The 22,395-nt window shown below is 30.7% G+C and carries 22 protein-coding genes and 1 pseudogene; 20 read left to right on the forward strand and 3 right to left on the reverse strand.

What is annotated here, in order from left to right; genetic code table 11:
* The 10 genes from fmt (at nt 1) to TCEL_RS13445 (ending at nt 8,837) form a co-directional block, all read left to right on the forward strand.
* Entirely contained in the window at nt 1-930 is a 930-nt protein-coding gene (gene fmt / locus TCEL_RS04190; protein WP_018661457.1) for a methionyl-tRNA formyltransferase, read from the forward strand.
* Between the two features lie 11 nt (nt 931-941).
* The gene (locus tag TCEL_RS04195; RefSeq protein WP_018661459.1) at nt 942-1,625 is read left to right on the forward strand and encodes a zinc metallopeptidase; all 684 of its coding nucleotides are present in this window, start codon (nt 942-944) and stop codon (nt 1,623-1,625) included.
* A gap of 58 nt (nt 1,626-1,683) precedes the next feature.
* A complete protein-coding gene (rsmB, locus tag TCEL_RS04200) occupies nt 1,684-3,012 on the forward strand; it encodes a 16S rRNA (cytosine(967)-C(5))-methyltransferase RsmB (protein ID WP_018661462.1) in 1,329 nt (442 codons plus the stop codon).
* A gap of 4 nt (nt 3,013-3,016) precedes the next feature.
* A complete protein-coding gene (gene rlmN, locus TCEL_RS04205) occupies nt 3,017-4,042 on the forward strand; it encodes a dual-specificity RNA methyltransferase RlmN (RefSeq protein WP_018661463.1) in 1,026 nt (341 codons plus the stop codon).
* A 12-nt stretch (nt 4,043-4,054) separates the two neighbouring features.
* Nucleotides 4,055-4,777: a Stp1/IreP family PP2C-type Ser/Thr phosphatase gene (locus TCEL_RS04210; protein ID WP_018661465.1), complete on the forward strand. Its 723-nt coding sequence runs from the start codon at nt 4,055-4,057 to the stop codon at nt 4,775-4,777.
* On the forward strand, nt 4,774-6,441 hold the full coding sequence (gene pknB, locus TCEL_RS04215; RefSeq protein WP_018661467.1) for a Stk1 family PASTA domain-containing Ser/Thr kinase: 1,668 nt from the start codon (nt 4,774-4,776) through the stop codon (nt 6,439-6,441). Before TCEL_RS04210 ends, pknB begins: the two co-directional genes overlap by 4 nt.
* Before the next feature lie 12 nt (nt 6,442-6,453).
* On the forward strand, nt 6,454-7,332 hold the full coding sequence (rsgA, locus tag TCEL_RS04220) for a ribosome small subunit-dependent GTPase A (RefSeq protein ID WP_018661469.1): 879 nt from the start codon (nt 6,454-6,456) through the stop codon (nt 7,330-7,332).
* The gene (gene rpe, locus TCEL_RS04225) at nt 7,332-7,979 is read left to right on the forward strand and encodes a ribulose-phosphate 3-epimerase (protein ID WP_156874049.1); all 648 of its coding nucleotides are present in this window, start codon (nt 7,332-7,334) and stop codon (nt 7,977-7,979) included. The genes rsgA and rpe overlap by 1 nt, the downstream gene beginning before the upstream one ends.
* Nucleotides 7,939-8,619: a thiamine diphosphokinase gene (locus TCEL_RS04230; RefSeq protein WP_084739298.1), complete on the forward strand. Its 681-nt coding sequence runs from the start codon at nt 7,939-7,941 to the stop codon at nt 8,617-8,619. The genes rpe and TCEL_RS04230 overlap by 41 nt, the downstream gene beginning before the upstream one ends.
* A gap of 65 nt (nt 8,620-8,684) precedes the next feature.
* Nucleotides 8,685-8,837 carry a hypothetical protein gene (locus TCEL_RS13445; RefSeq protein ID WP_018661475.1) on the forward strand — a complete coding sequence of 51 codons (153 nt, stop codon included), beginning with the start codon at nt 8,685-8,687 and terminating at the stop codon, nt 8,835-8,837.
* Nucleotides 8,838-9,064: 227 nt separating this feature from the next.
* Here the strand turns inward: TCEL_RS13445 and rpmB are convergent, their stop codons facing one another.
* Nucleotides 9,065-9,256: a 50S ribosomal protein L28 gene (gene rpmB, locus TCEL_RS04235; RefSeq protein ID WP_018661477.1), complete on the reverse strand. Its 192-nt coding sequence runs from the start codon at nt 9,254-9,256 to the stop codon at nt 9,065-9,067.
* Between the two features lie 234 nt (nt 9,257-9,490).
* Here rpmB and TCEL_RS04240 point away from each other — a divergent pair, with 234 nt between their 5' ends.
* The 7 genes and pseudogenes from TCEL_RS04240 to coaD all read left to right on the forward strand — a co-directional run bounded on the left by TCEL_RS04240 (nt 9,491) and on the right by coaD (nt 16,764).
* Nucleotides 9,491-9,841, forward strand: coding sequence for an Asp23/Gls24 family envelope stress response protein (locus TCEL_RS04240; protein ID WP_018661479.1), 351 nt, complete (start codon nt 9,491-9,493; stop codon nt 9,839-9,841).
* Nucleotides 9,842-9,898: 57 nt separating this feature from the next.
* Nucleotides 9,899-11,503, forward strand: a complete 1,605-nt coding sequence (locus TCEL_RS04245) for a DAK2 domain-containing protein (RefSeq protein WP_051150562.1) — start codon at nt 9,899-9,901, stop codon at nt 11,501-11,503.
* 64 nt (nt 11,504-11,567) lie between these two features.
* Nucleotides 11,568-13,622, forward strand: coding sequence for an ATP-dependent DNA helicase RecG (recG, locus tag TCEL_RS04250; RefSeq protein ID WP_018661483.1), 2,055 nt, complete (start codon nt 11,568-11,570; stop codon nt 13,620-13,622).
* Nucleotides 13,623-13,724: 102 nt separating this feature from the next.
* Nucleotides 13,725-13,922 (forward strand): alpha/beta-type small acid-soluble spore protein, encoded by a 198-nt coding sequence (locus TCEL_RS04255; protein WP_018661485.1) that lies wholly within the window; start codon nt 13,725-13,727, stop codon nt 13,920-13,922.
* 327 nt (nt 13,923-14,249) lie between these two features.
* Nucleotides 14,250-15,614 (forward strand): NADP-specific glutamate dehydrogenase, encoded by a 1,365-nt coding sequence (gene gdhA, locus TCEL_RS04260; RefSeq protein ID WP_018661487.1) that lies wholly within the window; start codon nt 14,250-14,252, stop codon nt 15,612-15,614.
* A 92-nt stretch (nt 15,615-15,706) separates the two neighbouring features.
* Nucleotides 15,707-16,270 (forward strand): annotated as a pseudogene (gene rsmD, locus TCEL_RS04265) (16S rRNA (guanine(966)-N(2))-methyltransferase RsmD); the annotation flags it as partial.
* Between the two features lie 2 nt (nt 16,271-16,272).
* A complete protein-coding gene (coaD, locus tag TCEL_RS04270) occupies nt 16,273-16,764 on the forward strand; it encodes a pantetheine-phosphate adenylyltransferase (protein WP_018661491.1) in 492 nt (163 codons plus the stop codon).
* Here the strand turns inward: coaD and TCEL_RS04275 are convergent.
* Nucleotides 16,748-17,890, reverse strand: coding sequence for a hypothetical protein (locus TCEL_RS04275; RefSeq protein ID WP_018661493.1), 1,143 nt, complete (start codon nt 17,888-17,890; stop codon nt 16,748-16,750). The two genes, coaD and TCEL_RS04275, sit on opposite strands and share 17 nt — an antisense overlap.
* A gap of 51 nt (nt 17,891-17,941) precedes the next feature.
* Here TCEL_RS04275 and TCEL_RS04280 point away from each other — a divergent pair, with 51 nt between their 5' ends.
* On the forward strand, nt 17,942-18,742 hold the full coding sequence (locus TCEL_RS04280; RefSeq protein ID WP_018661495.1) for a patatin-like phospholipase family protein: 801 nt from the start codon (nt 17,942-17,944) through the stop codon (nt 18,740-18,742).
* Here TCEL_RS04280 and TCEL_RS04285 read toward each other — a convergent pair.
* Nucleotides 18,711-19,934, reverse strand: coding sequence for a nucleotidyltransferase (locus TCEL_RS04285; RefSeq protein WP_018661497.1), 1,224 nt, complete (start codon nt 19,932-19,934; stop codon nt 18,711-18,713). The genes TCEL_RS04280 and TCEL_RS04285 overlap by 32 nt on opposite strands.
* 118 nt (nt 19,935-20,052) lie before the next feature.
* On the opposite strand from TCEL_RS04285, the gene pta reads away from it, so the two are divergent.
* The gene (gene pta / locus TCEL_RS04290) at nt 20,053-21,057 is read left to right on the forward strand and encodes a phosphate acetyltransferase (protein ID WP_018661499.1); all 1,005 of its coding nucleotides are present in this window, start codon (nt 20,053-20,055) and stop codon (nt 21,055-21,057) included.
* Between the two features lie 38 nt (nt 21,058-21,095).
* Nucleotides 21,096-22,295, forward strand: coding sequence for an acetate/propionate family kinase (locus TCEL_RS04295; protein WP_018661501.1), 1,200 nt, complete (start codon nt 21,096-21,098; stop codon nt 22,293-22,295).
* Nucleotides 22,296-22,395 lie beyond the last annotated feature (100 nt).

Below are 22,395 nucleotides of genomic sequence, written 5' to 3' on the forward strand. Positions count from 1 at the left end.
ATGAAGGTTGTTTTTATGGGAACTCCTGATTTTGCAGTTCCTACACTTAAAAAATTGATTGAAAAACATGATGTTATTGCTGTTTTTACACAACCAGATAAACCTAAAGGGAGAGGTCAAAAGGTTCAGTATTCACCTGTTAAAGAAGTAGCTTTAGAATATGGTATACCTGTGCTACAACCTAATAGAATAAAAAAGGAAGTTGAATATATAGAAAAACTTAAAGAATTAAATCCTGATGTTTGTGTTGTAGTGGCATACGGTCAGATACTGCCAAAGGAAGTGTTGGATATACCAAAATATGGTTGTATAAATGTTCATGCTTCATTACTTCCTGAACTTAGAGGAGCAGCACCTATAAATTGGGCTATAATTAATGGAAACAAAATCACAGGAATTACAACAATGCAGATGGATGTTGGGTTAGATACTGGTGATATGCTATTAAAAAAAGAAGTTGAGATATTAGATACTGATACTGCAGGATCCCTTCATGATAAGCTTATGGTTGTTGGAGCAGAATTATTAATTGAAACATTAGATAAATTAGAAAAGGGAGAATTAACTCCTCAAAAGCAAGATGATTCTTTAGCAACATATGCACCAATGATGGATAAAGAATTAGGACATATTGATTGGAATAAAAGTGCAAGAGAGGTATTTAATTTGATAAGAGGGGTTACTCCTTGGCCAAGTGCATATTTTTATTATGATGATAAAATGATTAAAGTTTGGAGATGTGAACTGGTAGAAGGATTTACAAATGAAGTTGCAGGAAAAATTGTAGAAGTAAATAGGGATGGTGTTAAAGTATCCTGTAAAGAGGGTATAATAATACTAAAGGAAATACAGGAACAGGGTGGCAAAAGAATGGATATAGCAACATATTTAAATGGACATACTTTTGAGGTTGGCAAGGTATTAAAATAAGGGGGGATATTATGTACTATTATGACAGTACATTCATTGTGTTAATTCCAGCATTACTACTTTCCCTTTATGCTCAAGCAAAAATCCAATCAACTTATTCAAGATACTCAAGACAGTACTCAATGTCAGGCTTAACAGGAGCTGAGGCTGCTAGAAAGATATTAGATCTCAATGGGTTATATGATGTTGCTATAGAAGTGATTCCAGGTAATTTAACAGACCATTATGATCCAAGAAATAGAGTATTAAGATTGTCAAGGGAAGTATTTTATGGGAATTCAATTGCAGCAATAGGAGTTGCAGCACATGAGGCAGGTCATGCATTGCAACATAATAGGGGTTATGCACCATTAATCTTTAGAAATGCATTAGTTCCGGTTGCAAACATAGGGTCAAATTTATCTTGGATATTGATAATGCTGGGATTTATTATAAACAGCGTGGGTTTTATAAATCTAGGTATTTTATTATTTTCAGCAGTAGTACTATTTCAAGTTGTTACATTACCAGTAGAATTTAATGCAAGCTCACGAGCACTTACTCAGCTTGATAATTATAATATTTTATATGGTGAAGAGATATATAAGGCTAAAAGAGTTCTAAATGCAGCTGCTTTAACATATGTTGCAGCAACAATTATGGCTGTTTCACAGCTTTTAAGATTAATTTTATTAACTAGGGATTCTAGAGATTAAATTATGAAGGAAGTTTATCTTCCTTCATAATTTTATATAAAAATTGTGGAGGTAAATTATGAAGGATATAGCAAGGTACATAGCTGTAAAAACGCTTTGTGACATTGAAGAAGGGGCATATTCAAATATTAAGCTTAATCATTATTTTAAAAAATATGATATGAAGCCATTAGATAGAGCCTTTGCTGCAGAGATTGTATATGGTACATTAAGACATCTGATAAGAATAGATTATTTTATAAATAAATTTTCCACAATAAAGACAAACAAAATGTCCAAGTGGGTATTAAATTGTTTAAGAATTGCTGTATATCAAATTTTTTATATGGATAAGGTACCTGAATACGCAGCGATTAACGAATCAGTTGAAATAGTAAAAAATAAAGAAAGAAAAGCATCAGGTTTTGTAAATGGAATTTTAAGAAATATATTAAGAAATAAACAACAATTTTATGATATAAATGTGAAGGATAAAGTAAAGAAATTATCAATTGAGTATTCACATCCAGAATGGATGGTAAATATGTTCATAAAAGATTTTGGTGAAGATTTCACAAAAGACCTTCTTGCAGCAAATAACACAGTACCTAAATTGACAATAAGGGTAAATACTTTAAAAACTACAAAGTACGAATTAAAAGAGATTCTACAAAATAAAGGCATAAAGGTCAGTGATGGAGTTGTAGAGGAGGCCCTTATTCTAGAGGATTTTGCAAACATAGAGAAATCAGATGAGTTCAATAAAGGTTTATTTACTATTCAGGATGAGAGCTCAATGCTTCCTTCTAAAGTTTTAGATGCAAAACAAGGTATGAAGGTTTTAGATTTGTGCAGTGCTCCTGGTGGAAAAACAACACATATTGCACAATTAATGAACAATAATGGAGAGATTATAGCCTTTGATATTCATGAACATAAGTTAAAATTAATAAATGATAATGCAAAGAGACTTGGTATTAATATAATTAATGCAAAATTAAAGGATGCTCAAATATATATGGAGGAATATAAAGAATATGCAGATAGAGTTTTAGTTGATGCCCCATGCTCTGGTCTTGGACTTTTGAGAAAAAAACCAGAGATTAAATATAATATAGACAAAGGCGATATAGAACAATTAGCAAGAATACAAAAAAATATTTTAAACAATGCTGCAAAGTATGTTAAAAAAGATGGGTATATTGTATACAGTACATGTACATTAACTGTAGAAGAAAATGAAGAGGTTATAAAGGAATTTTTAAGAAATAACGATAATTTTATAATTGAAGATATAAATAATTATTTACCAGAAAAATTGAAAACTAATTTACCATATCTTAAAATATATCCTAATGTACATAAAATGGATGGGTTTTTTATTGCTAAATTAAAAAGAATAAGGTGATGCTATGATAGAGTTTAGAAGTTTAAGCCTAAAGGAATTGCAGGATGTTATTGTACAGAATGGAGAACCAAAGTTTAGAGCAAAGCAGATTTTTAAATGGATACATAAAGGCGTTGAGGACTTTAATAATATGACTGACCTATCTAAGAACTTAAGAGAAAAGCTTAATGGTTTAGGTTATATAAAAAATATGGAGGTTGCTCAAAAACAAGTATCAAAGATAGATGGAACAACTAAGTATTTATTAAAACTCAATGATGGGAATTTGATTGAATGTGTACTAATGAGGTATAATTATGGTAACTCCATATGTATTTCGACTCAGGCTGGATGCAGTATGGGATGTAAGTTTTGTGCTTCTACCATAGGAGGAAAAGTTAGAAATTTAACTCCAGGTGAAATGATAGGTCAAATATTGACGGTACAAAATGATATTAAAGAAAAGATTTCAAATGTTGTTTTAATGGGTACAGGAGAACCATTGGATAATTTTGATAATACAATAAAATTTTTAGAGCTTTTAAAGGAACCTGAAGGATTACATATAGGAATGAGACATATAACTATTTCAACCTGTGGTTTAGTTCCAGAAATAAAGAGGTTAGCAGATTTAAACTATCAAATTACACTTGCAATATCACTACATGCTCCAAATGATATAATAAGAAGACAGATAATGCCTATAGCTTATAGGTATCCTATGGAAGAGTTGCTTGAAGCCTCAAAATACTATATTGAAAAGACAGGTAGAAGAATTACTTTTGAATATACGATGATAGAAGGATTTAATGATAAAAAGGAACATGCTAAGGAACTTGCAGAAAAATTAAGGGGGCTTCTATGCCATGTTAATTTAATTCCTGTAAATACTGTTGTAGAAAGAGATTTAAAAAGATCAAATCAAGAGTCTATACTAAGATTTAAGAATATTTTAGAAGAAAATGGAATAGATACCACAATAAGGAGAGAGCTAGGCTCAGATATTGATGCCGCATGTGGTCAATTAAGAAGAAGATATCAAGAAGGTTAAAGAGGTGGTTTTGTGTATATTTTTTGCAAAACAGATATTGGTAAAAAGAGGGAATTAAATGAGGATTATGTGCTAGTTTTTAAATCTCCTAATTACCAACTATTAATTGTTGCTGATGGTATGGGTGGGCATAATGGTGGTGAAGTAGCTAGTGAAATTGCAGCTACTTCAATAAGGCAGTATATATTTGACAACTTTAGCAACACAGAAGATAAAACAGAATTATTAAGGGATGCTATTGTATTTGCCAATAAGGAAGTATACAGGATTTCACAACAAAATAATAAATTATCGGGAATGGGAACAACAGTTACCTGTTGTTTGCTAATTGGAAATAGGGCAATAGTTGGACATGTAGGAGATTCAAGGGCTTATCGAATAACAAAAGATTACATTATAAAGGTCACTGAAGACCATTCATTTGTACAACAGCTTATAAATAAGGGAACAATAACACAGGAGGAGGCAGCAAACCATCCACAGAAAAATGTGATAACAAGGGCAATAGGAGTAGATGAATACGTAATAGTAGATATAATTGATTTTGAATTAAAGGATGATGAAACAATTCTTTTATGTACAGATGGATTGACTAATTATATAAGTGAAGGTGAAATTAAGGACATAGTATTAAACGAGTCAGACCCTGTAAGAGTTTTAATTGATAAGGCAAATGAAAGAGGCGGTGCAGATAATATTTCTGTTATTGTTGCTCAAAAGGAGGTGGGGAAATGAATATAATAGGAACAACATTAGGAGGACGTTATTTAGTAATAGAACAGATTGGCGAAGGTGGAATGGCAACTGTCTATAAGGCTAAGGATCAGCTATTGAATAGATATGTTGCAGTAAAGATATTAAAGCATGAATTTACTCAAGATGATGAATTTATTAAAAAATTCAAAAGAGAATCTATAGCAGCTGCTAGCTTGACGCATCCTAATATTGTTTCAATATTTGATGTTGGAGAACAGGATAACATCTACTATATTGTTATGGAATACATACATGGGCAAACATTAAAGGATTTTATCAAGAAAAACGGGAAACTTGGATATAAGAGGGTTTTAGATATAACACTTCAAATTGCAATGGCTCTTGAACATGCACATAAAAATGGAGTTGTTCATAGAGATATTAAACCTCATAATATAGTTATAACAGAGGAAGGTACAATTAAAGTTACAGATTTTGGTATAGCAAGAGCATCAACAGTTTCAACTGTTACAAATACAAATAAGGTTTTAGGTTCAGTACATTATCTATCCCCAGAGCAGGCTAAGGGTGGATTTAGTGATCATAGGACAGATATTTATTCACTTGGTGTTGTTATGTATGAAATGCTAACAGGTAAGCTTCCATTTGATGCCGAAAGCCCTATATCTGTGGCCATCAAACATATTCAAGATGATTTTGTTGAGCCTATACAGATCGATTCATCTATACCAAAATCGGTAAACGATATAGTTAAAAAAGCTTTAGAGAAGGATATGTTTAAAAGATATCAAAGTGCTAAACAATTGATAGATGATTTAAATAAAGTAAAAGAAAATCCTGACACTTTAATAGACAATTTTGATGAAACACAATCAACTAGAATTATTGATGTTAAAGATGTTGATAAAGCTCTTAAGAAAAAGAGCAAAAGAAGGTTTGTAAAGCCAATATTTATAACCCTATCTCTGTTTGTTTTAGCCTTTTTAATTTATTATTTATACAATAATTATTTTACAGTAAAGGATGTTGAGGTTCCTAATTTAATAGGATTAACAGAAACAGAAGCAAGAGCAAAATTGGAGCCTTTAAAATTAAAACTTGAAGTTGAAGGAAAGGAATACAGCGACAAACCAGAAGGTTCAATAGTTAAGATGTATCCTGAGGATGGAATTAAAGTTAAGGAAGGTTCTACTATAAGGGTTAAATTAAGTGCAGGACAAAAAAAGGTTTTAGTTCCAGATTTAAAGGGCCTTGATATATTAGAAGCAGAAATATTGCTTAAAAACAATGGTTTAGTAAGAGGAAATATAGATAGAAAATACAGTGACACAGTTGATAGAAATAAAATTATGGATCAAGATCCAAAACCAAATACAGAGGTAATTGAAGGGTCTGAGGTTAGTATAGTTATAAGCGATGGTAAGGAAGAAAAGTTTACTAAGGTTCCAATCTTACTAGGTAGGACTATAGAAGAGGCAAGAGCATCTTTAACTGCAGCAAATTTAGTATTAGGGAATATAACTTATGGTTACGACTCAAAATATATAGAAAATGTAGTAATCTCACAGGATGTTGCAGCAGGTGTAACAGTAAAGGAAGGTACTATAATCAATATTGTTATTAACAAGAAAGAAGTAGAGCAGACACAACAAGAACAGCAAGGAAATACAAACAATCAATAGGGAGGTTATAGGATGCAGCAAGGCCGTATAGTAAGAGGCATTGCAGGATTTTATTATGTTAAATTAGATGATGGAAGCATTATTGAATGCAAGGCCAGAGGAAAATTTAGAAAGGATAAATTGTCTCCAATTGTTGGAGACAATGTTATTGTTGAGAAGATTGATGAAGAAAAAGGTGTAATTGATGAAATATTGCCAAGAAAAAATGAATTGATAAGACCTCAAGTTAGCAACATAGATCAAGCATTATTGGTTTTTGCATTAAGGGAACCTGATATAAGCCTTGAAGTTTTAGATAGGATACTAGTACTTACAGAATACAATAATATTGAGGCTGTTATATGCTTTAATAAGGCTGATCTTGATGTTGAAAATAAATTTGACTATTTAAGCAATATTTATGGTAAGATAGGTTATAGAGTTATAAAAACCAATGCAAAGACAGGAGAGGGAATTGAGGAGATAAAGGAAATATTAAAAAATAAAACTACAGTATTTGCTGGTCCTTCTGGTGTAGGGAAATCAACTATGTTTAATAAAGTTCAAAACAAAGTGATTATGCAGACAGGAGAGATAAGTAAAAAGGTAAGTAGAGGTAAACATACTACAAGACATGCCGAGCTAATTGATTTAGATGACAATACTTATTTAGTTGATACACCAGGCTTTTCGTTAATAGATTTATCCTTTATAGAACCTGATGAGCTTTATAGATATTTTAGGGAATTTAATGAATACAGTAGTGAATGTAGATTTACATCATGCCTGCATAATAAAGAAAAGGACTGCAGAGTTAAAGAAATGGTTGAAGAAGGAATAATATCAAAAGAAAGATATGAGAACTATATAAAGTTTTTAAATGAGTTACAACAAAATAGGAGGTACAAATGATGATCAAGATTGCACCATCAATTCTTTCGGCAGATTTTAGCAAACTACATGAAGAAATAAAAAAAGTTGAAGAAGCAGGAGCAGATTATCTTCATATCGATGTAATGGATGGACATTTTGTTCCTAATATTACAATAGGGGCACCAGTTGTTAAGGCCATAAGAAAACATAGCAATCTAACTTTTGATGTTCATTTAATGATTGAAAACCCTGATTTTTATATTGGAGATTTTGCTGAAGCAGGAGCAGATATTATTACCGTTCATGCAGAAGCATGTAGGCACTTAAATAGAACAATACAAAATATTAAAAGCTATGGGAAAAAGGTTGGAGTTGCATTAAATCCAGCAACACCTTTAAATGTTTTAGATTATTCTTTAGAATATATAGATATGGTATTGATTATGACAGTAAATCCAGGATTTGGAGGACAAAAGTTTATTCCTAATATGATTGAAAAAATAAAAAATCTAAAAACAATGATATGTTCAAGGGGATTGAATATAGATATAGAAGTAGATGGAGGAATTAAGTTAGATAATTATAAGCAAGTTGTGGAAGCTGGTGCAAATATATTGGTTGCAGGATCTGCTATATTTGAATCTGATGATATTAAGAAAACAACTCAAGAATTTAAGAAGTGGTGAAAAGATGAAGTCTGTTATAGTTGCCCATGGGTATAGTTCAAAAGATGCTTTAAAAAAAGAAATAGAGGATGCTGATTTGATTATATGCTCTGATGGTGGAGCAATTTATCTTATGGAAGAAGGATATTTACCAAATGTAATTATAGGTGATTTAGATTCCATAAATAGAGATGCCTATGAGTATTTTGTTGAAAAGGGAGTTAAAATTATTACTTATCCTAGAGAAAAGGATTTTAGTGATACTGAACTTTGTATAGACTATGCATTAAGTTTAGGTGCAAATAATATCTGTATTATAAGTGGAATAGGAAGTAGAATAGACCATAGCCTAATAAATATAAGCCTTTTATACAAAATATTAAAAAGAGGGGCATATGGATATATAGCAACTGATTCTGCTTATATATATTTATGTAATAAAGTTTTAGAAATTACAGGAAATGAAGGAGATGTAATTTCATTAGTACCATTGACTTTCAAAGTTAGTGGTATTAATACAAAAGGATTGAAATATTCTTTAGAGGATGGGACTATATATTTAGGACAGTCCATCGGGGTTTCAAATGAAATAATTAATGAAAAGTGCTCTATTGAAATAAAAGAGGGGCTTTTAGTTGTAGTTAAACAAAATATATTATAATTATTGTAAATAACCCACATATGATGCATATAATAGTATAAAGCATCTATGTGGGGTTTTTAATTATGAATTACAAATATAGAAGATGGATTTCTTATTTATTGATTATTCTAGGAATTGTTTTAATTATTTTATTTTTACCTGTGTGGATCTGGATGATTATAATTGGAATAATATTTATAATTGCAGGCATAAGATTTTATGATAATAATATTTAGGGGGTAAGTTGGTGAGTTATTTTAGGAAAATAAAAAGATATGTTATGATAAATATGTTTTAGGTTTAGTTCTTATATTTTTTGGATTAGGTCTCATTATGGCAATAATAGCACCGTGGTGGGTTTGGGTGTTAGTTGTTGGAGTTTGTATTATAATATATGGGGTAAGTAAAATTTGCTAAATTATTTTATTATAATAAAAAAATGTGCTTTAAAAAGCACATTTTTTTATAGAGCACGTTGTACTTTTCCTGAACGTAGGCATCTTGTACAAACATATATACGCTTAGTTTGACCATTTACAACAGCTCTTACTCTCTTTATGTTTGGAGCCCAAGTTCTGTTTGACTTACGGTGTGAGTGGCTGTATTGTGCACCAAATACTAGTCCTTTATTGCATATTTCGCATCTTCTTGACATGTATTACACCTCCTTTATGAAGTCGCTTGCTTTGACTGTAAATATTTTATCAAATATAAATAATTATTGCAACCAACCTGAACTATCCTATTACATTATATATTCATTTTTGTATTTTGTAAAGTGTTTTTACTTTACAGTTGATTAATTTTTAATTTATATGTCTTGAAGAAAAACTACATTTAATATAAAATTAGTAAAAGAGATATTAGTACTTTTTTGGGAGGTTTAAAAATGGCAATAAAAATAAACAATGATTATGGTTTTATAGAATATACAGATGAAGTTTTAGCAAACATTGCTGGGGCGGCTACAATGGAGTGTTATGGTGTTGTTGGCATGGCATCAAAAAGAGCAAGTGATGGTTTTTGGGAACTTTTAAAGAGAGAAAACTTAAGCAAAGGTGTTAAGATCATATCAGAAGAGGATGGTATTGTTGTAAACTTATACATTATAGTTGAATATGGAACTAAAATTTCAGTAATAGCAGATAATATTATACAAAAAGTAAAATATACTATCGAATCACTAACAGGAATAAATGTAAAAAAGGTCACAGTAAGCATTCAAGGAATAAGAGTGTAAGGTTAGGAGGTACAAACATTGAAGGTTAATATTATCGATGGGCATATTCTAAAAAACATGATTATTTCTGGTGCATATGAGCTAGAAAGAAACAAAGAAATGGTAAATAAATTAAATGTTTTCCCTGTGCCAGATGGTGATACAGGTACTAATATGTCTGCTACAATGATGTCTGCAATTACTGAACTTAATAAAATAAAAGAGGAAACTGTTAAAGCAGTAGTAGATGCAGCTTCTATGGGAACACTAATGGGAGCTAGAGGAAACTCAGGAGTTATTTTATCACAATTAATTAGAGGGTTTGCAAAATATTTAAAGGATAAAAATCAAATAAATACAAAAGATTTTGCCCTTGCTTTAAAAGAGGGAGTAGCAACTGCTTATAAGGCAGTTATGAAGCCAACAGAAGGTACAATATTAACAGTATCAAGGGAATCTGCAGAAAAGGCAATAGAATTTGCAAAACATACATCAGATTTTGAAGAATTCCTACATAAGCTTTGTATTGCAGCAGAAGAATCATTAAATAAAACTCCAAATATTTTGCCTGCTCTAAAACAAGCTAATGTTGTAGATGCAGGTGGAATGGGGCTTTTAATTATATATAAAGGAATGTTAAATTATATAAAGCTAGGTAAGATTGAAGAATTAAAAGAATTAGAAGTTCAAAAAGAACAGGATGTTCCTGCACAAGCCTTATTAAATACTGAAGATATTAAGTTTGCATATTGTACAGAATTTTTTATTAAAACAAAGGGTGCAAATCCTGATGACTTTAAGCACAAAATAGAAAACTATGGAGATTCAATGGTAGTTGTCGGTACAGAAGAATTAATTAAAGTTCATATTCATACAAACAATCCTGGTATTATTCTTGAGGAAGCATTAAAGATTGGGGAATTGATGAAAATTAAAATAGATAATATGAAGGAACAGCACAGACATATTGTAGAAGAAGAAACTACAAATGAAGTTGAATTAGAAGAGAATACATCACAAGAAGAAAAGGAATACGGTATTGTAACTGTTGCAATGGGTGATGGTATAACAAACATATTCAAAGATTTAGGAGTTGACTTTGTTATAGAAGGCGGTCAGACTATGAATCCAAGTACACAAGATATTCTGGCTGCTGTTAATAAAATAAATGCTAGAAATATATTTGTATTACCTAATAATAGCAACATAATTTTAGCTGCTGAACAGGCTAAAGAATTATCAGATAAAAATGTTTTTGTTGTACCAACAAAGAGTATACCTCAGGGTATTACTGCTTTAGTATCATTTGATTATGATGCAAAACCAGAGGAAAATTATGAAACTCTTTGCGAAGTAATAAAGGGTGTAAAGACAGGTCAAGTTACTTTTGCAGTTAGAGATACAGTGTTTAATGATGTAGAAGTTAAGGAAGGAAATAAGATTGCAATTGCAAATGGAAAACTGATAAAAGCATCTGAAGATCTTGAAGAGATTACACTAAGTTTAATAGATGAACTAGTGGACGACGAAAGCCAACTTATAACTATTTTCTATGGTAATGGAGTAAGTGAGGAAGAAGCACAAGAACTTCAAAATAAATTAGAGGAAAAATATAAAGATGTTGATATTACTATATATTATGGTGGACAACCACTTTACTATTATTTAATATCAGTTGAATAATTATTTTAAAACGCCATGGATGTAATGTTCATGGCGTTTTAAAGCAAGTAAGGGATGTGGTTTTATGGACATAAAGTATTTAAAGGGTGTTGGCCCAAAGAATGCTGAATATTTAAGGTCGTTAGGAATATATACAATAGAAGATATTTTTTATTACTTTCCAAGAGATTATGAAGATAGAGCAAATACTAAAAAAATAAGAGATTTAAAGGATGGAGAGATTGTTACACTTATTGCTGAAGTTGCTTTGATTAATGGAACAAGAAAAACTCAAACAGGCAAAAATTTAACTTCTATTGTGTTTAAGGATGATACAGGGTTTATTACTGGAATTTGGTTTAATCAGCCCTATATTAAAAAGACATTTAAAGTAGGAGAAAAGGTTTTATTATATGGAAAAGTGAATAGAAGATTTGCTGAGCTTCAAATGGTAGATCCAAAATATGAAAAAAACTTTGATAATAATGACGAGAATTCAGTTGGAATTTTACCGATTTATCCTTTAAATAAATATTTAAGTCAAAAAACTTTAAGAAATATAATAAAAAATGCATTAATTAATAAAAGAGAACTATTAAAAGAAATTTTACCTAAACGTATATTAGATGAATTTAATTTAGTTGATATTCAAACTGCTATTGATAATATACATTTTCCTAAAAATAAAGATATGTTAAATAAAAGTATATATAGATTAAAATTTGAAGAATTGTTTTTAATTCAGTTAGGTCTTCAATATTATAAAAAAAGTATAAATTCAGACTTATCTGCTTATAATATACCATTGTCGGGCAGATTAAAGGAGTTAAAGGAAAAATTACCGTTTGAATTAACTAATGCACAATCTAGAACGATTAGAGAGATTTTACTTGATATGAAAAAGAATAAACCAATGAATAGATTAGTTCAAGGTGATGTAGGATCAGGTAAGACTGTAATTGCAGCAATAGCAATGTTTAATTGTGCTGAAGCTGGATATCAAGCAGCAATGCTAGCTCCGACAGAAATTTTAGCAGAGCAACATTTTAGTTCCATAACATCCCTTCTAAAGGATTTTGATTTAAACATAGCACTTATAACAGGAAGTACAACAAAAAAACAAAAAGAAAAGATATTAACAGATTTGGCAAATGGAGAAATTGATATTATTATAGGAACTCATGCTCTGCTTCAAGAAAATGTTGAGTTTAAAAATTTAGCTCTTGTGGTAACAGATGAACAACATAGATTTGGAGTAAGACAAAGAGCAACACTTGTTTCTAAGGGACATAATCCACATGTTCTAGTTATGACAGCAACTCCAATTCCAAGAACATTGGCACTTTTTATGTATGGAGATATGGATATATCAATAATTAATGAGTTGCCCAAGGGTAGACAAAAGGTTGATACTTATTTTGTAAGAAGTACGATGAGGGAACGAGTATATAACTTTATTAAAAAGGAAGTTATGGAAGGAAGGCAAGCATATATTGTATGTCCTTTAGTTGAAGAATCTGAAAAAATAGAGGCAATTTCAGCAGAAGAAGCGTACGATTTTCTTGTAAATAATACATTTAATGGTAATGATAAAATAGTGGCAGTATTGCATGGTAAAATGTCAAATGAAGAAAAAGATTTCATAATGCAAAAATTTAAAGAAGGTGCTATAAAAGTACTAGTATCAACTACTGTTGTAGAAGTAGGTGTAAATGTTCCAAATGCAACTGTTATGGTTGTTGAGAATGCAGAAAGATTTGGACTTGCACAATTGCATCAGCTAAGAGGAAGAGTAGGCAGAGGAAGTCTAAAATCCTATTGTATCCTTATATCAGATGCTACAAATAAAGAAGCTATTGATAGATTAACAATAATGACTAAAACAAATGACGGTTTTGTTATATCTGAAAAGGATATGGAGCTTAGAGGAACAGGTGAACTTTTCGGTATGAGGCAGCATGGACTACCTGATTTGAAAATTGCAGATATATTTAAGGATATAGAAATATTAAAGACTACAAGAGATTTAGCTAGAAGATTAATAGAAGATAACATGTTAGAAAAGGATGAATTTGAACCTTTAAGAATCAAGATAGAATCTATGTTTAAAGAAAAAATAGACATTACGACATTTAATTAACAAATTTAGCACCTCCGTTAATTATTATCTCTAATTTCTAGATTAAAAATCTTATAATGGGTTAAATTAATAATAGAAAAACAAACAGGAGGTGCAGCAAATATGAAAAACAGAACATTAGTACCTGAAGCAAAGGCAGCATTAGAACAATTCAAATATGAGGTGGCAAATGAAATAGGAGTACAAGTACCAACATCAGGATATTGGGGAAATATGACATCAAGAGATTGTGGTTCAGTTGGTGGATATATGGTTAAGAAGATGGTAGAAGCTTACGAAAGAAATTTGGCAGGTAAATAACAATACAAAGAAAAGGGGTCTCTAAAATAGAGGCCCCTTTTCTTTTTTATATAAAAGATTATGTACATTGTAAGTAAAATTTCAGTTATAAAACAGCAACTTTAATGATTAAATTTTCAAAAATAAGTACTTAACTTTAGTTTTATGTATATCAAATTGATATATGATTAACAAAAATTAAATATATTCAAAAAATAAAGAAAAACGTAATTTAAAAGATTTGAATATAAAAAATAATGAAAAATAGCCTTTTTTAAACTTGATAAAATGAAGGAAATAATGCATAATATAAATAGAAGATTGCGAAAGCAAGAGGGGGTAATTTAAATGGTTAAAGTTAAAATGACACCTGCTGATTATGTAGCTCAAGTTATTGAAAATGTGAAGAAGAGAAATCCAAATGAACCAGAATTCTTACAAGCTGTTGAAGAAGTTTTACCATCATTAATACCTGTATTAGAAAAACATCCAGAATATATCGAAGAAAATCTTTTAGAGAGATTCTGTGAACCAGAAAGACAAGTAATGTTTAAAGTACCATGGGTGGACGATGAAGGTAATCTACATGTAAATAGAGGATTTAGAGTTCAATTCAATGGAGCAATTGGACCATATAAGGGAGGATTAAGATTCCATCCATCAGTTACTTTAAGCGTTATTAAGTTCTTAGGATTTGAACAAATTTTAAAGAATTCACTTACAGGACTACCAATAGGTGGAGGAAAAGGTGGATCTGATTTTGATCCAAGAGGAAAATCAGATGCAGAAATTATGAGATTCTGTCAAAGCTTTATGACAGAGCTATATAGACACATAGGACCAGATGTTGACGTGCCAGCTGGAGATATTGGTGTTGGTGCTAGAGAAATAGGATATCTATATGGACAATACAGAAGAATTAAAGGTGCATTTGAAAACGGGGTATTAACTGGTAAGGGATTATCATATGGTGGTAGCTTAATTAGACCAGAAGCAACAGGTTATGGTGTTACATACTTCTGTCAAGAAATGCTAAAGCATGATGGAGAAACATTTGAAGGCAAGACAGTTGCAGTTTCAGGATTTGGTAATGTTGCATGGGGTGCATGTAAAAAGGTTGCTGAATTAGGTGGTAAGGTTGTTACATTATCAGGACCAGATGGATATATTTACGATCCAGATGGAGTTGTAGGTGAAAAGATTGATTATCTATTAGAAATGAGAAATTCAGGAAGAGACAGAGTACAAGATTACGCAGAAAAGTTTGGTGTACAATTCTTCCCAGGACAAAAGCCATGGGGTGTTAAGGTTGACATAGTAATGCCATGTGCAACTCAAAACGATATTCACTTAGAACATGCTAAGCAAATAGTTGCAAATGGTGTTAAGTATGTATGTGAAGGTGCTAACATGCCATGTACAAATGAAGCACTACAATATTTCTTAGAAAACGGAGTAGTAGTTGGACCAGCTAAGGCTGCTAACGCAGGTGGTGTTGCTACTTCAGCATTAGAAATGTCACAAAACAGCATGAGAATGTCATGGACTGCAGAAGAAGTAGACCAAAAACTACATCAAATAATGGTAAATATCTACAATAATGTAGTTAAGGCAGCAGAAGATTATGGATTTGGATACAACCTAGTTGCTGGAGCAAATATTGCTGGATTTATTAAAGTTGCAGATGCAATGCATGCACAAGGTAACTATTAATTTTAAAAAAGAACCCTTTTATGGGTTCTTTTTTTATGTATTTTTAAAATTTATTAAAATGTGGTAAAATATAAAGGACTAACAATAAAAGGAGGCTGGATATGAGAATAATTACAGGAATAGCTAAAGGAAGAAGAATTAAAGCTCCAGAAGGCCTAAATACAAGACCAACTTCAGATAGAGTTAAAGAATCGATGTTCAACATACTATCCAATAGATATAGTTTCGAAAATGTATTAGATCTTTTTGCTGGAAGTGGTAATTTAGGATTAGAGGCTATAAGTAGAGGAGCAAAGAAATGTGTTTTTATTGAACAAAATAAAGAAGCATATAATACTTTGGTTGAAAATATAAAAAGCCTTAAGTTTGAAAATAATAGTGAATACTATAGGCAGGATGCATTTGTAGCATTAGAAATATTATCAAAGAGAGGCGAAAAATTTGATCTTATATTTCTCGATCCACCCTATGGTGAAGGATTAGTAGAACAATCAATAAGACTTATAGATAGTAAAGGGTTATTAAGGGATGGAGGAGTAATAGTATCTGAACAGGATGTAAATGATGTCTTGCCTGAGAATATAAATGAAATAAAAAGGATAAGATTAGAGAAATATGGGCGAACAACAGTAGCGTTTTGGAGTAAGGAGGATTAAAAATGGCAAAAATAGTAGTCTATCCAGGAAGTTTTGATCCTATTACAAATGGTCATTTAGATATAATTCAAAGAGCAGCTAAGATATTTGATAAAGTAATTGTAGCTGTTTTAGAAAATCCTGAAAAGAAAAACCCTCTATTTAGTGCAAATGAGAGGGTTGAATTGATAAAGAGAGTTGTAAATGGAATTGAAAATGTTGAGGTTGAAAGCTTTAAGGGTTTGCTAATTGACTTTATGAAGAAAAAGGAATCAAAGGTTATAATAAAAGGATTAAGAGCAGTATCTGATTTTGAATATGAGTTCCAAATGGCTCTTATGAATAACAAGCTTGATGAAAATATAGAAACACTATTTATGATGACAAGTAGCCAGTATTCTTATTTAAGTTCATCATCTGTAAAACAGGTTGCAATGTATGGAGGGTGTTTAAAAGGATTAGTACCTGAAGAAATAATAGAGGATATTAAAAATAAGTTTAAAAATAATTTTTAGAGTTTTGCCTAAAGAGTGAGATTGTATTTAAAATAAATATTAAAATTAGCATTCCAATTGAAGAAGTTAAATATATTGTATTGCAATTTAAATTTCTTTCAATTAAGAAGGCGCTTATATTTGCATATTTACATATGACGAAACATACTATTGAAGAGAATATTCCATGGCTTATTTTTGATAGTACATACTTTTTAAAATTAATATCACAGCCTTGAAGTACTCCTTTAACTTGATAAAGTATAGAAAGTCCACTAAAACTAAGTATAAAACTCAATAAAATAAGTTTATTTTGAATATTAGATGTTGATATCAATTTACAGCCATTTGATATTTCAAATATTGATTTTAATAAAGTTTCAATGTAGTATACGTCAACTTTAATTAAATTACTAATTGATGTTGCTAAAATAAAAAACAGTTTAACTCCATCAAAAAGATTTATTATTACAGAGAATAGTACTATGTAGCCTAATATTGTTCCCATCGTAACTAGAGAGTTTTTTATGGAGCTATTTAGGTTAATCTTTGATTCTTTTTTGCTTTTAACAAAATTATATTCCTTTTTAGTAGAGAAAAAGCTATAGAAAATACCATTTAAAATTGCACCTAAAATATGAGCAATATATAATAGATACCCATAATAACTGCTTTTAAGCATACCTGTGCCAACAGCTCCTATTATAAAGAGTGGCCCAGATGTACTACTGAAGGTTAATATCTTTTCCCCATCATTTGGGGAAATTTTTTTTGATTCAATTAATTCCCTGACAACTTTAGCTCCAGCAGGATATCCAGAAAATATGCTTATAATGAAAGCATATGCACCATAACCGGATGTTTTGAATATTTTATTTAGTGGTTTATTAAATAGGAAAGCTATATTTTCTGCAATTCCAACTGAGATCATTAAATCGTTAATAACGAAAAATGGGAAAAGAGATGGGAAAACAGTATATAAGAATAAGTTCAATCCTTCTTTTGCAGAATTTAAAGAAATAGATGGATATAAGGCTATTAAAACAAGTAGTGATAAAATTATAAGTTTTAATCCCAAGTTATTATATTTTTTGCTTATAAATAATATAAATGATATTGATATTAGTATAAAAAATATTATTTCCATAGCCACCTCTAAAACTTTTTTATTATAAATTATGATTTCGGGTGGTAGTATATGTATAAAAATTTAAAAATTGGTTTAGCCTTAGGTTCTGGGGCGTCTAGGGGGCTTGCACATATAGGAGTTATTGAGGTTTTGGAAAGTTATGGTATAATACCTGATGTAGTGTCTGGAAGTAGTATAGGAGCAGTTATAGGTGCTCTATATTGTAGTGGGTTTGATTTTAAGTATGCATCCCATTTATGTAAAGGATTAAACAAGAAGACATACATAGATGTTACTGTGCCTAGAATAGGGTTTGTAAAGGGAGATAAAATTAATGCTATTTTAAAACTATTAACAAGGGATAAGGATTTTAAAGATCTATCAAAAAAATTATTAGTTGTGGCTACCGATATAAAAAATAAAAAGCTAGTTGTTTTTGATGAAGGAAAGGTATATGAAGCCGTGAGGGCTAGTATATCAATTCCTGGCGTTTTTGTACCTGTCTTTAAAGACGATATGATATTAGTAGATGGAGGAGTGCTTGAAAGAGTGCCAGCTAAAATTTTAAAAGATTATGATGTAGACTATATTATAGGTGTTGACGTTGGATTTAATTTAAAAACTTCTAGTTGTAAAAGTATATTTCACGTGTTATATGAATCAATTGATTTAATGGAGAAAGAATTGTTTGAGGCAAAAAAACAAGAGGCAAATAAGCTGATTAGAGTGGATATAGAAGATGTTGACCCAATTGGTTTTGAACATGTTGATGAGACTATTGAAAAAGGGAGAGTGGCAGCCTTGAGGGTGATAGAAGAGATCATAGAAGAGCTTGAATTTAAGGCTGCCAATAAACAGGAGTTGATTTAAGGTCGGATTTTGATAACCTTTTTTCACCATTTAATGCAAGTGAGTATACATCATATGCATCAATATCTAGTTTAAGAAGATTATAATCATTCTTATTTGGATTTGTTATTATTGGTACTTTGGCGTTCTTTTTCATTAGTTTTATAAGTTGGCGTCCTTTGTCGTTAAACCCTAAAACTCTAATATAATTAGGATAATTGTTAATTTTATCATTTAAATCCTTTGTATGATTTAAAAGTATATTTATCAATATACGCTGTATTCTTGTTTGAGTATATCTTTTAGATTTGACTGTTTTTATTAATTCATATATGTCTTTAGTATCTTCAGAGGCTTGCTTTAATTTATTTTCAAGTCCCTCATTTACATCTATTATATTTTCTAATTTTTTAGTATCAGATGTTCTTAAAATATAAAATATAATGTCCTCAAAGTCTTTTAGACTTATGGGGGCATTTTTATTTTCTATTTGTTCTTTAATCATTTTATAACAAAAATCAGGCATAGATTTTTTAACTTCTTCATTCATAAAATTCTTTCTTATAGCAGTTGCACTAGATATGTTGCCTGTTAAATTTTTCTGATTGTATTTATTAACTATTCTTTTAATAGTATAGGGCTTAATTTTAGAGTTAATTTTTAAAATTGATTTGATATATTCAATTCCTAGTATATTATTTGAGTTATTTAAAATATTTTCTATATCAATATCATTTACATTTAGCAAATTGTGATATAATATATAATTGTTGAGAGCTTTTAGCCTAGCAGAAGGATAAGAATCACCAAGCTTTAAAAAGTTCTTTAAATAAGTTTTGTAATTGCTAGGTTCATAAACTAATATTTCTGCTATTTTATAAAGAGCTGAAATATCACCTATTTCGCTACCGAAGCAAATGTTATCTATTATGCCGGTTGCATCTAGTGTGGATACAGCGCCAAATGCAAAGCCTTCTGCACTTGATTTAGAATAGATTACAGGTAGTTCTATTACCAAGTCAACGCCAGAGTTAAGAGCCATTTTTGTTCTTACCCATTTGTCTACAAAGGATGGTTCACCGCGTTGAACAAATGGTCCACTCATAACGGCAACTAAGGCATCACAATTTGTTAGTTCTTTTGTTTTACTTATGTGGTACACATGGCCATTATGTAGTGGATTGTATTCTACAATTATACCTGTAACATTCATGATTTTACCTCCTAATTTATATGATAAATATATTATATTTACATTAAGATTATTTGTCACGCATTGTTATAAATATTGACAGTGCGTTTAAAAAAATATATACGAAAGGGGTATGCTTATGTCAATAATGCAAACTATTTGGGAAAAGGCAAGACAAGATAAAAAGAGAATTGTATTGCCAGAAGGTAGTGAAAAAAGAACAGTTAAGGCTGCAGAGATTATAAAGAAGGAAGGCTTAGCTGAAGTAGTACTTATTGGTAAGAGAGAAGAAATAGAAAATACAGCTAAAGAAGTAGGAGCAAACATAGAAGGAATAGAAATAATTGATCCAGTTACATCAGAAAAATTTGATACATATGCAGAGAAGTTTTATGAATTAAGAAAAAGCAAAGGTGTTACACTAGAACAAGCAAAAGAAATAATTAAGGATGAAATTTATTTTGGTACTATGATGGTTAAAATGAATGATGCAGATGGATTAGTTTCAGGTGCAATACATTCAACAGGAGATCTTTTAAGACCAGCTCTTCAAATAATTAAAACTGCACCAGGAATGTCAATAGTATCAAGTTGTTTTGTTATGGAAATACCAAATAAACAATATGGTGAAGATGGCTTAATGTTATTTGCAGACTGTGCAGTTAATCCAAATCCAACAGCTGAGGAATTAGCTTCAATTGCAATTGCAACAGCAAATACTGCAAAGGTTCTTTGTGGTATTGAACCTAGAATAGCTATGTTATCCTTCTCAACAAAGGGTAGTGCAAAACATGAATTAGTAGATAAGGTAATAAAGGCAACTGAAATTGCAAAGGAAAAAGCTCCTCATCTTATGATAGATGGAGAGTTACAATTAGATGCTGCTATAGTACCAAAGGTTGCTGAATTAAAGGCTCCAAACAGCACTGTTGCAGGTAAGGCAAATGTTTTAGTATTCCCAGATTTACAAGCAGGAAACATTGGATACAAGTTAGTTCAAAGATTAGCAGGAGCTGAAGCTATAGGACCAATTTGTCAAGGTTTTGCTGCACCTGTAAATGATTTATCAAGAGGTTGTAGCATAGAAGATATAGTTAATGTTGTTGCTATAACAGCTGTTCAAGCACAAGGAATCAATCTATAATAAAAAGCAAAAATATATAAAAGAAAGGGGATAAACCAATGAAGGTATTAGTTATTAACTGTGGAAGTTCATCATTAAAGTATCAGCTAATTAACATGGAAAATGAAAAGGTAATGGCTAAGGGACTTGTTGAAAGAATAGGATTAGAAGGATCCCAACTTAAGCATCAACCAGAAGGTATGGATAAGATAGTTATTGAAAAGCCTATGAAGGACCACAAGGATGCTATAAAGGTTGTTCTAGATGCACTTTTAGATGAAAATCATGGTGTAATTAAGGATATGAATGAAATATCAGCAGTTGGACATAGAGTAGTTCATGGAGGAGAAAAGTATTCAGGATCAGTTTTAATAACTGAAGATGTTATGAAGGTACTTGAAGAATGTACACATTTAGCACCACTACATAACCCACCAAACATAATAGGAATTAATGCTTGTAAGGATCTAATGCCTCAAACTCCAATGGTAGCAGTTTTTGATACAGCATTCCATCAAACTATGCCAAAGCATGCATACATATATCCACTACCATATGAATTATATGAAAAACATGGAATAAGAAGATATGGCTTCCATGGAACATCACATAGATATGTATCAAAGGTTGCAGCTGATCTTGTTGGTAAAGATATTAAGGAACTAAAGATTATAACTTGTCATTTAGGAAATGGTGCTAGTGTTGCTGCAATTGATGGTGGCAAGTCAATAGATACTAGCATGGGATTCACTCCACTTGAAGGTCTTGCTATGGGAACAAGATGTGGAGATATTGACCCAGCAATTGTAACTTTCCTACAAAAGGAAGAAAACTTAAGCTATGAAGAAGTTAACAATTTAATGAATAAAAAATCAGGAGTTCTTGGTATTTCAGGTGTAAGCAGTGACTTTAGAGATATTGAGAATGCTGCATTTGATGGCAATGAAAGAGCACAACTAGCACTTGATGTATTCCATTATAGAGTTAAGAAGTACATAGGTGCTTATACAGCTGCTATGGGTGGATTAGATGTACTAGTATTTACAGCTGGTCTTGGTGAAAATTCACCAGAAACAAGATATGAAATATGCAAGAATATGGAATATTTAGGAATTAAGATAGATGCTGAAAAGAATAAGGTAAGAGGAAAGGTGCAAGAAATATCAACTGAAGATTCAAGAGTTAAGGTATTTGTAATACCAACAAATGAAGAATTAATGATAGCTCGTGACACAGTAGAAATAGTTAATAATCTATAATTTAAAAATTCTATATGGCAAGAAAAATAGATTATTTTTCTTGCCATATCATAATTTTAACCTTGACTTTTCCAATACCAGCTTATATAATTAATTGTGG

It is taken from the genome of Thermobrachium celere DSM 8682 (assembly GCF_000430995.1).
Lineage (GTDB): Bacteria > Bacillota > Clostridia > Clostridiales > Caloramatoraceae > Thermobrachium > Thermobrachium celere.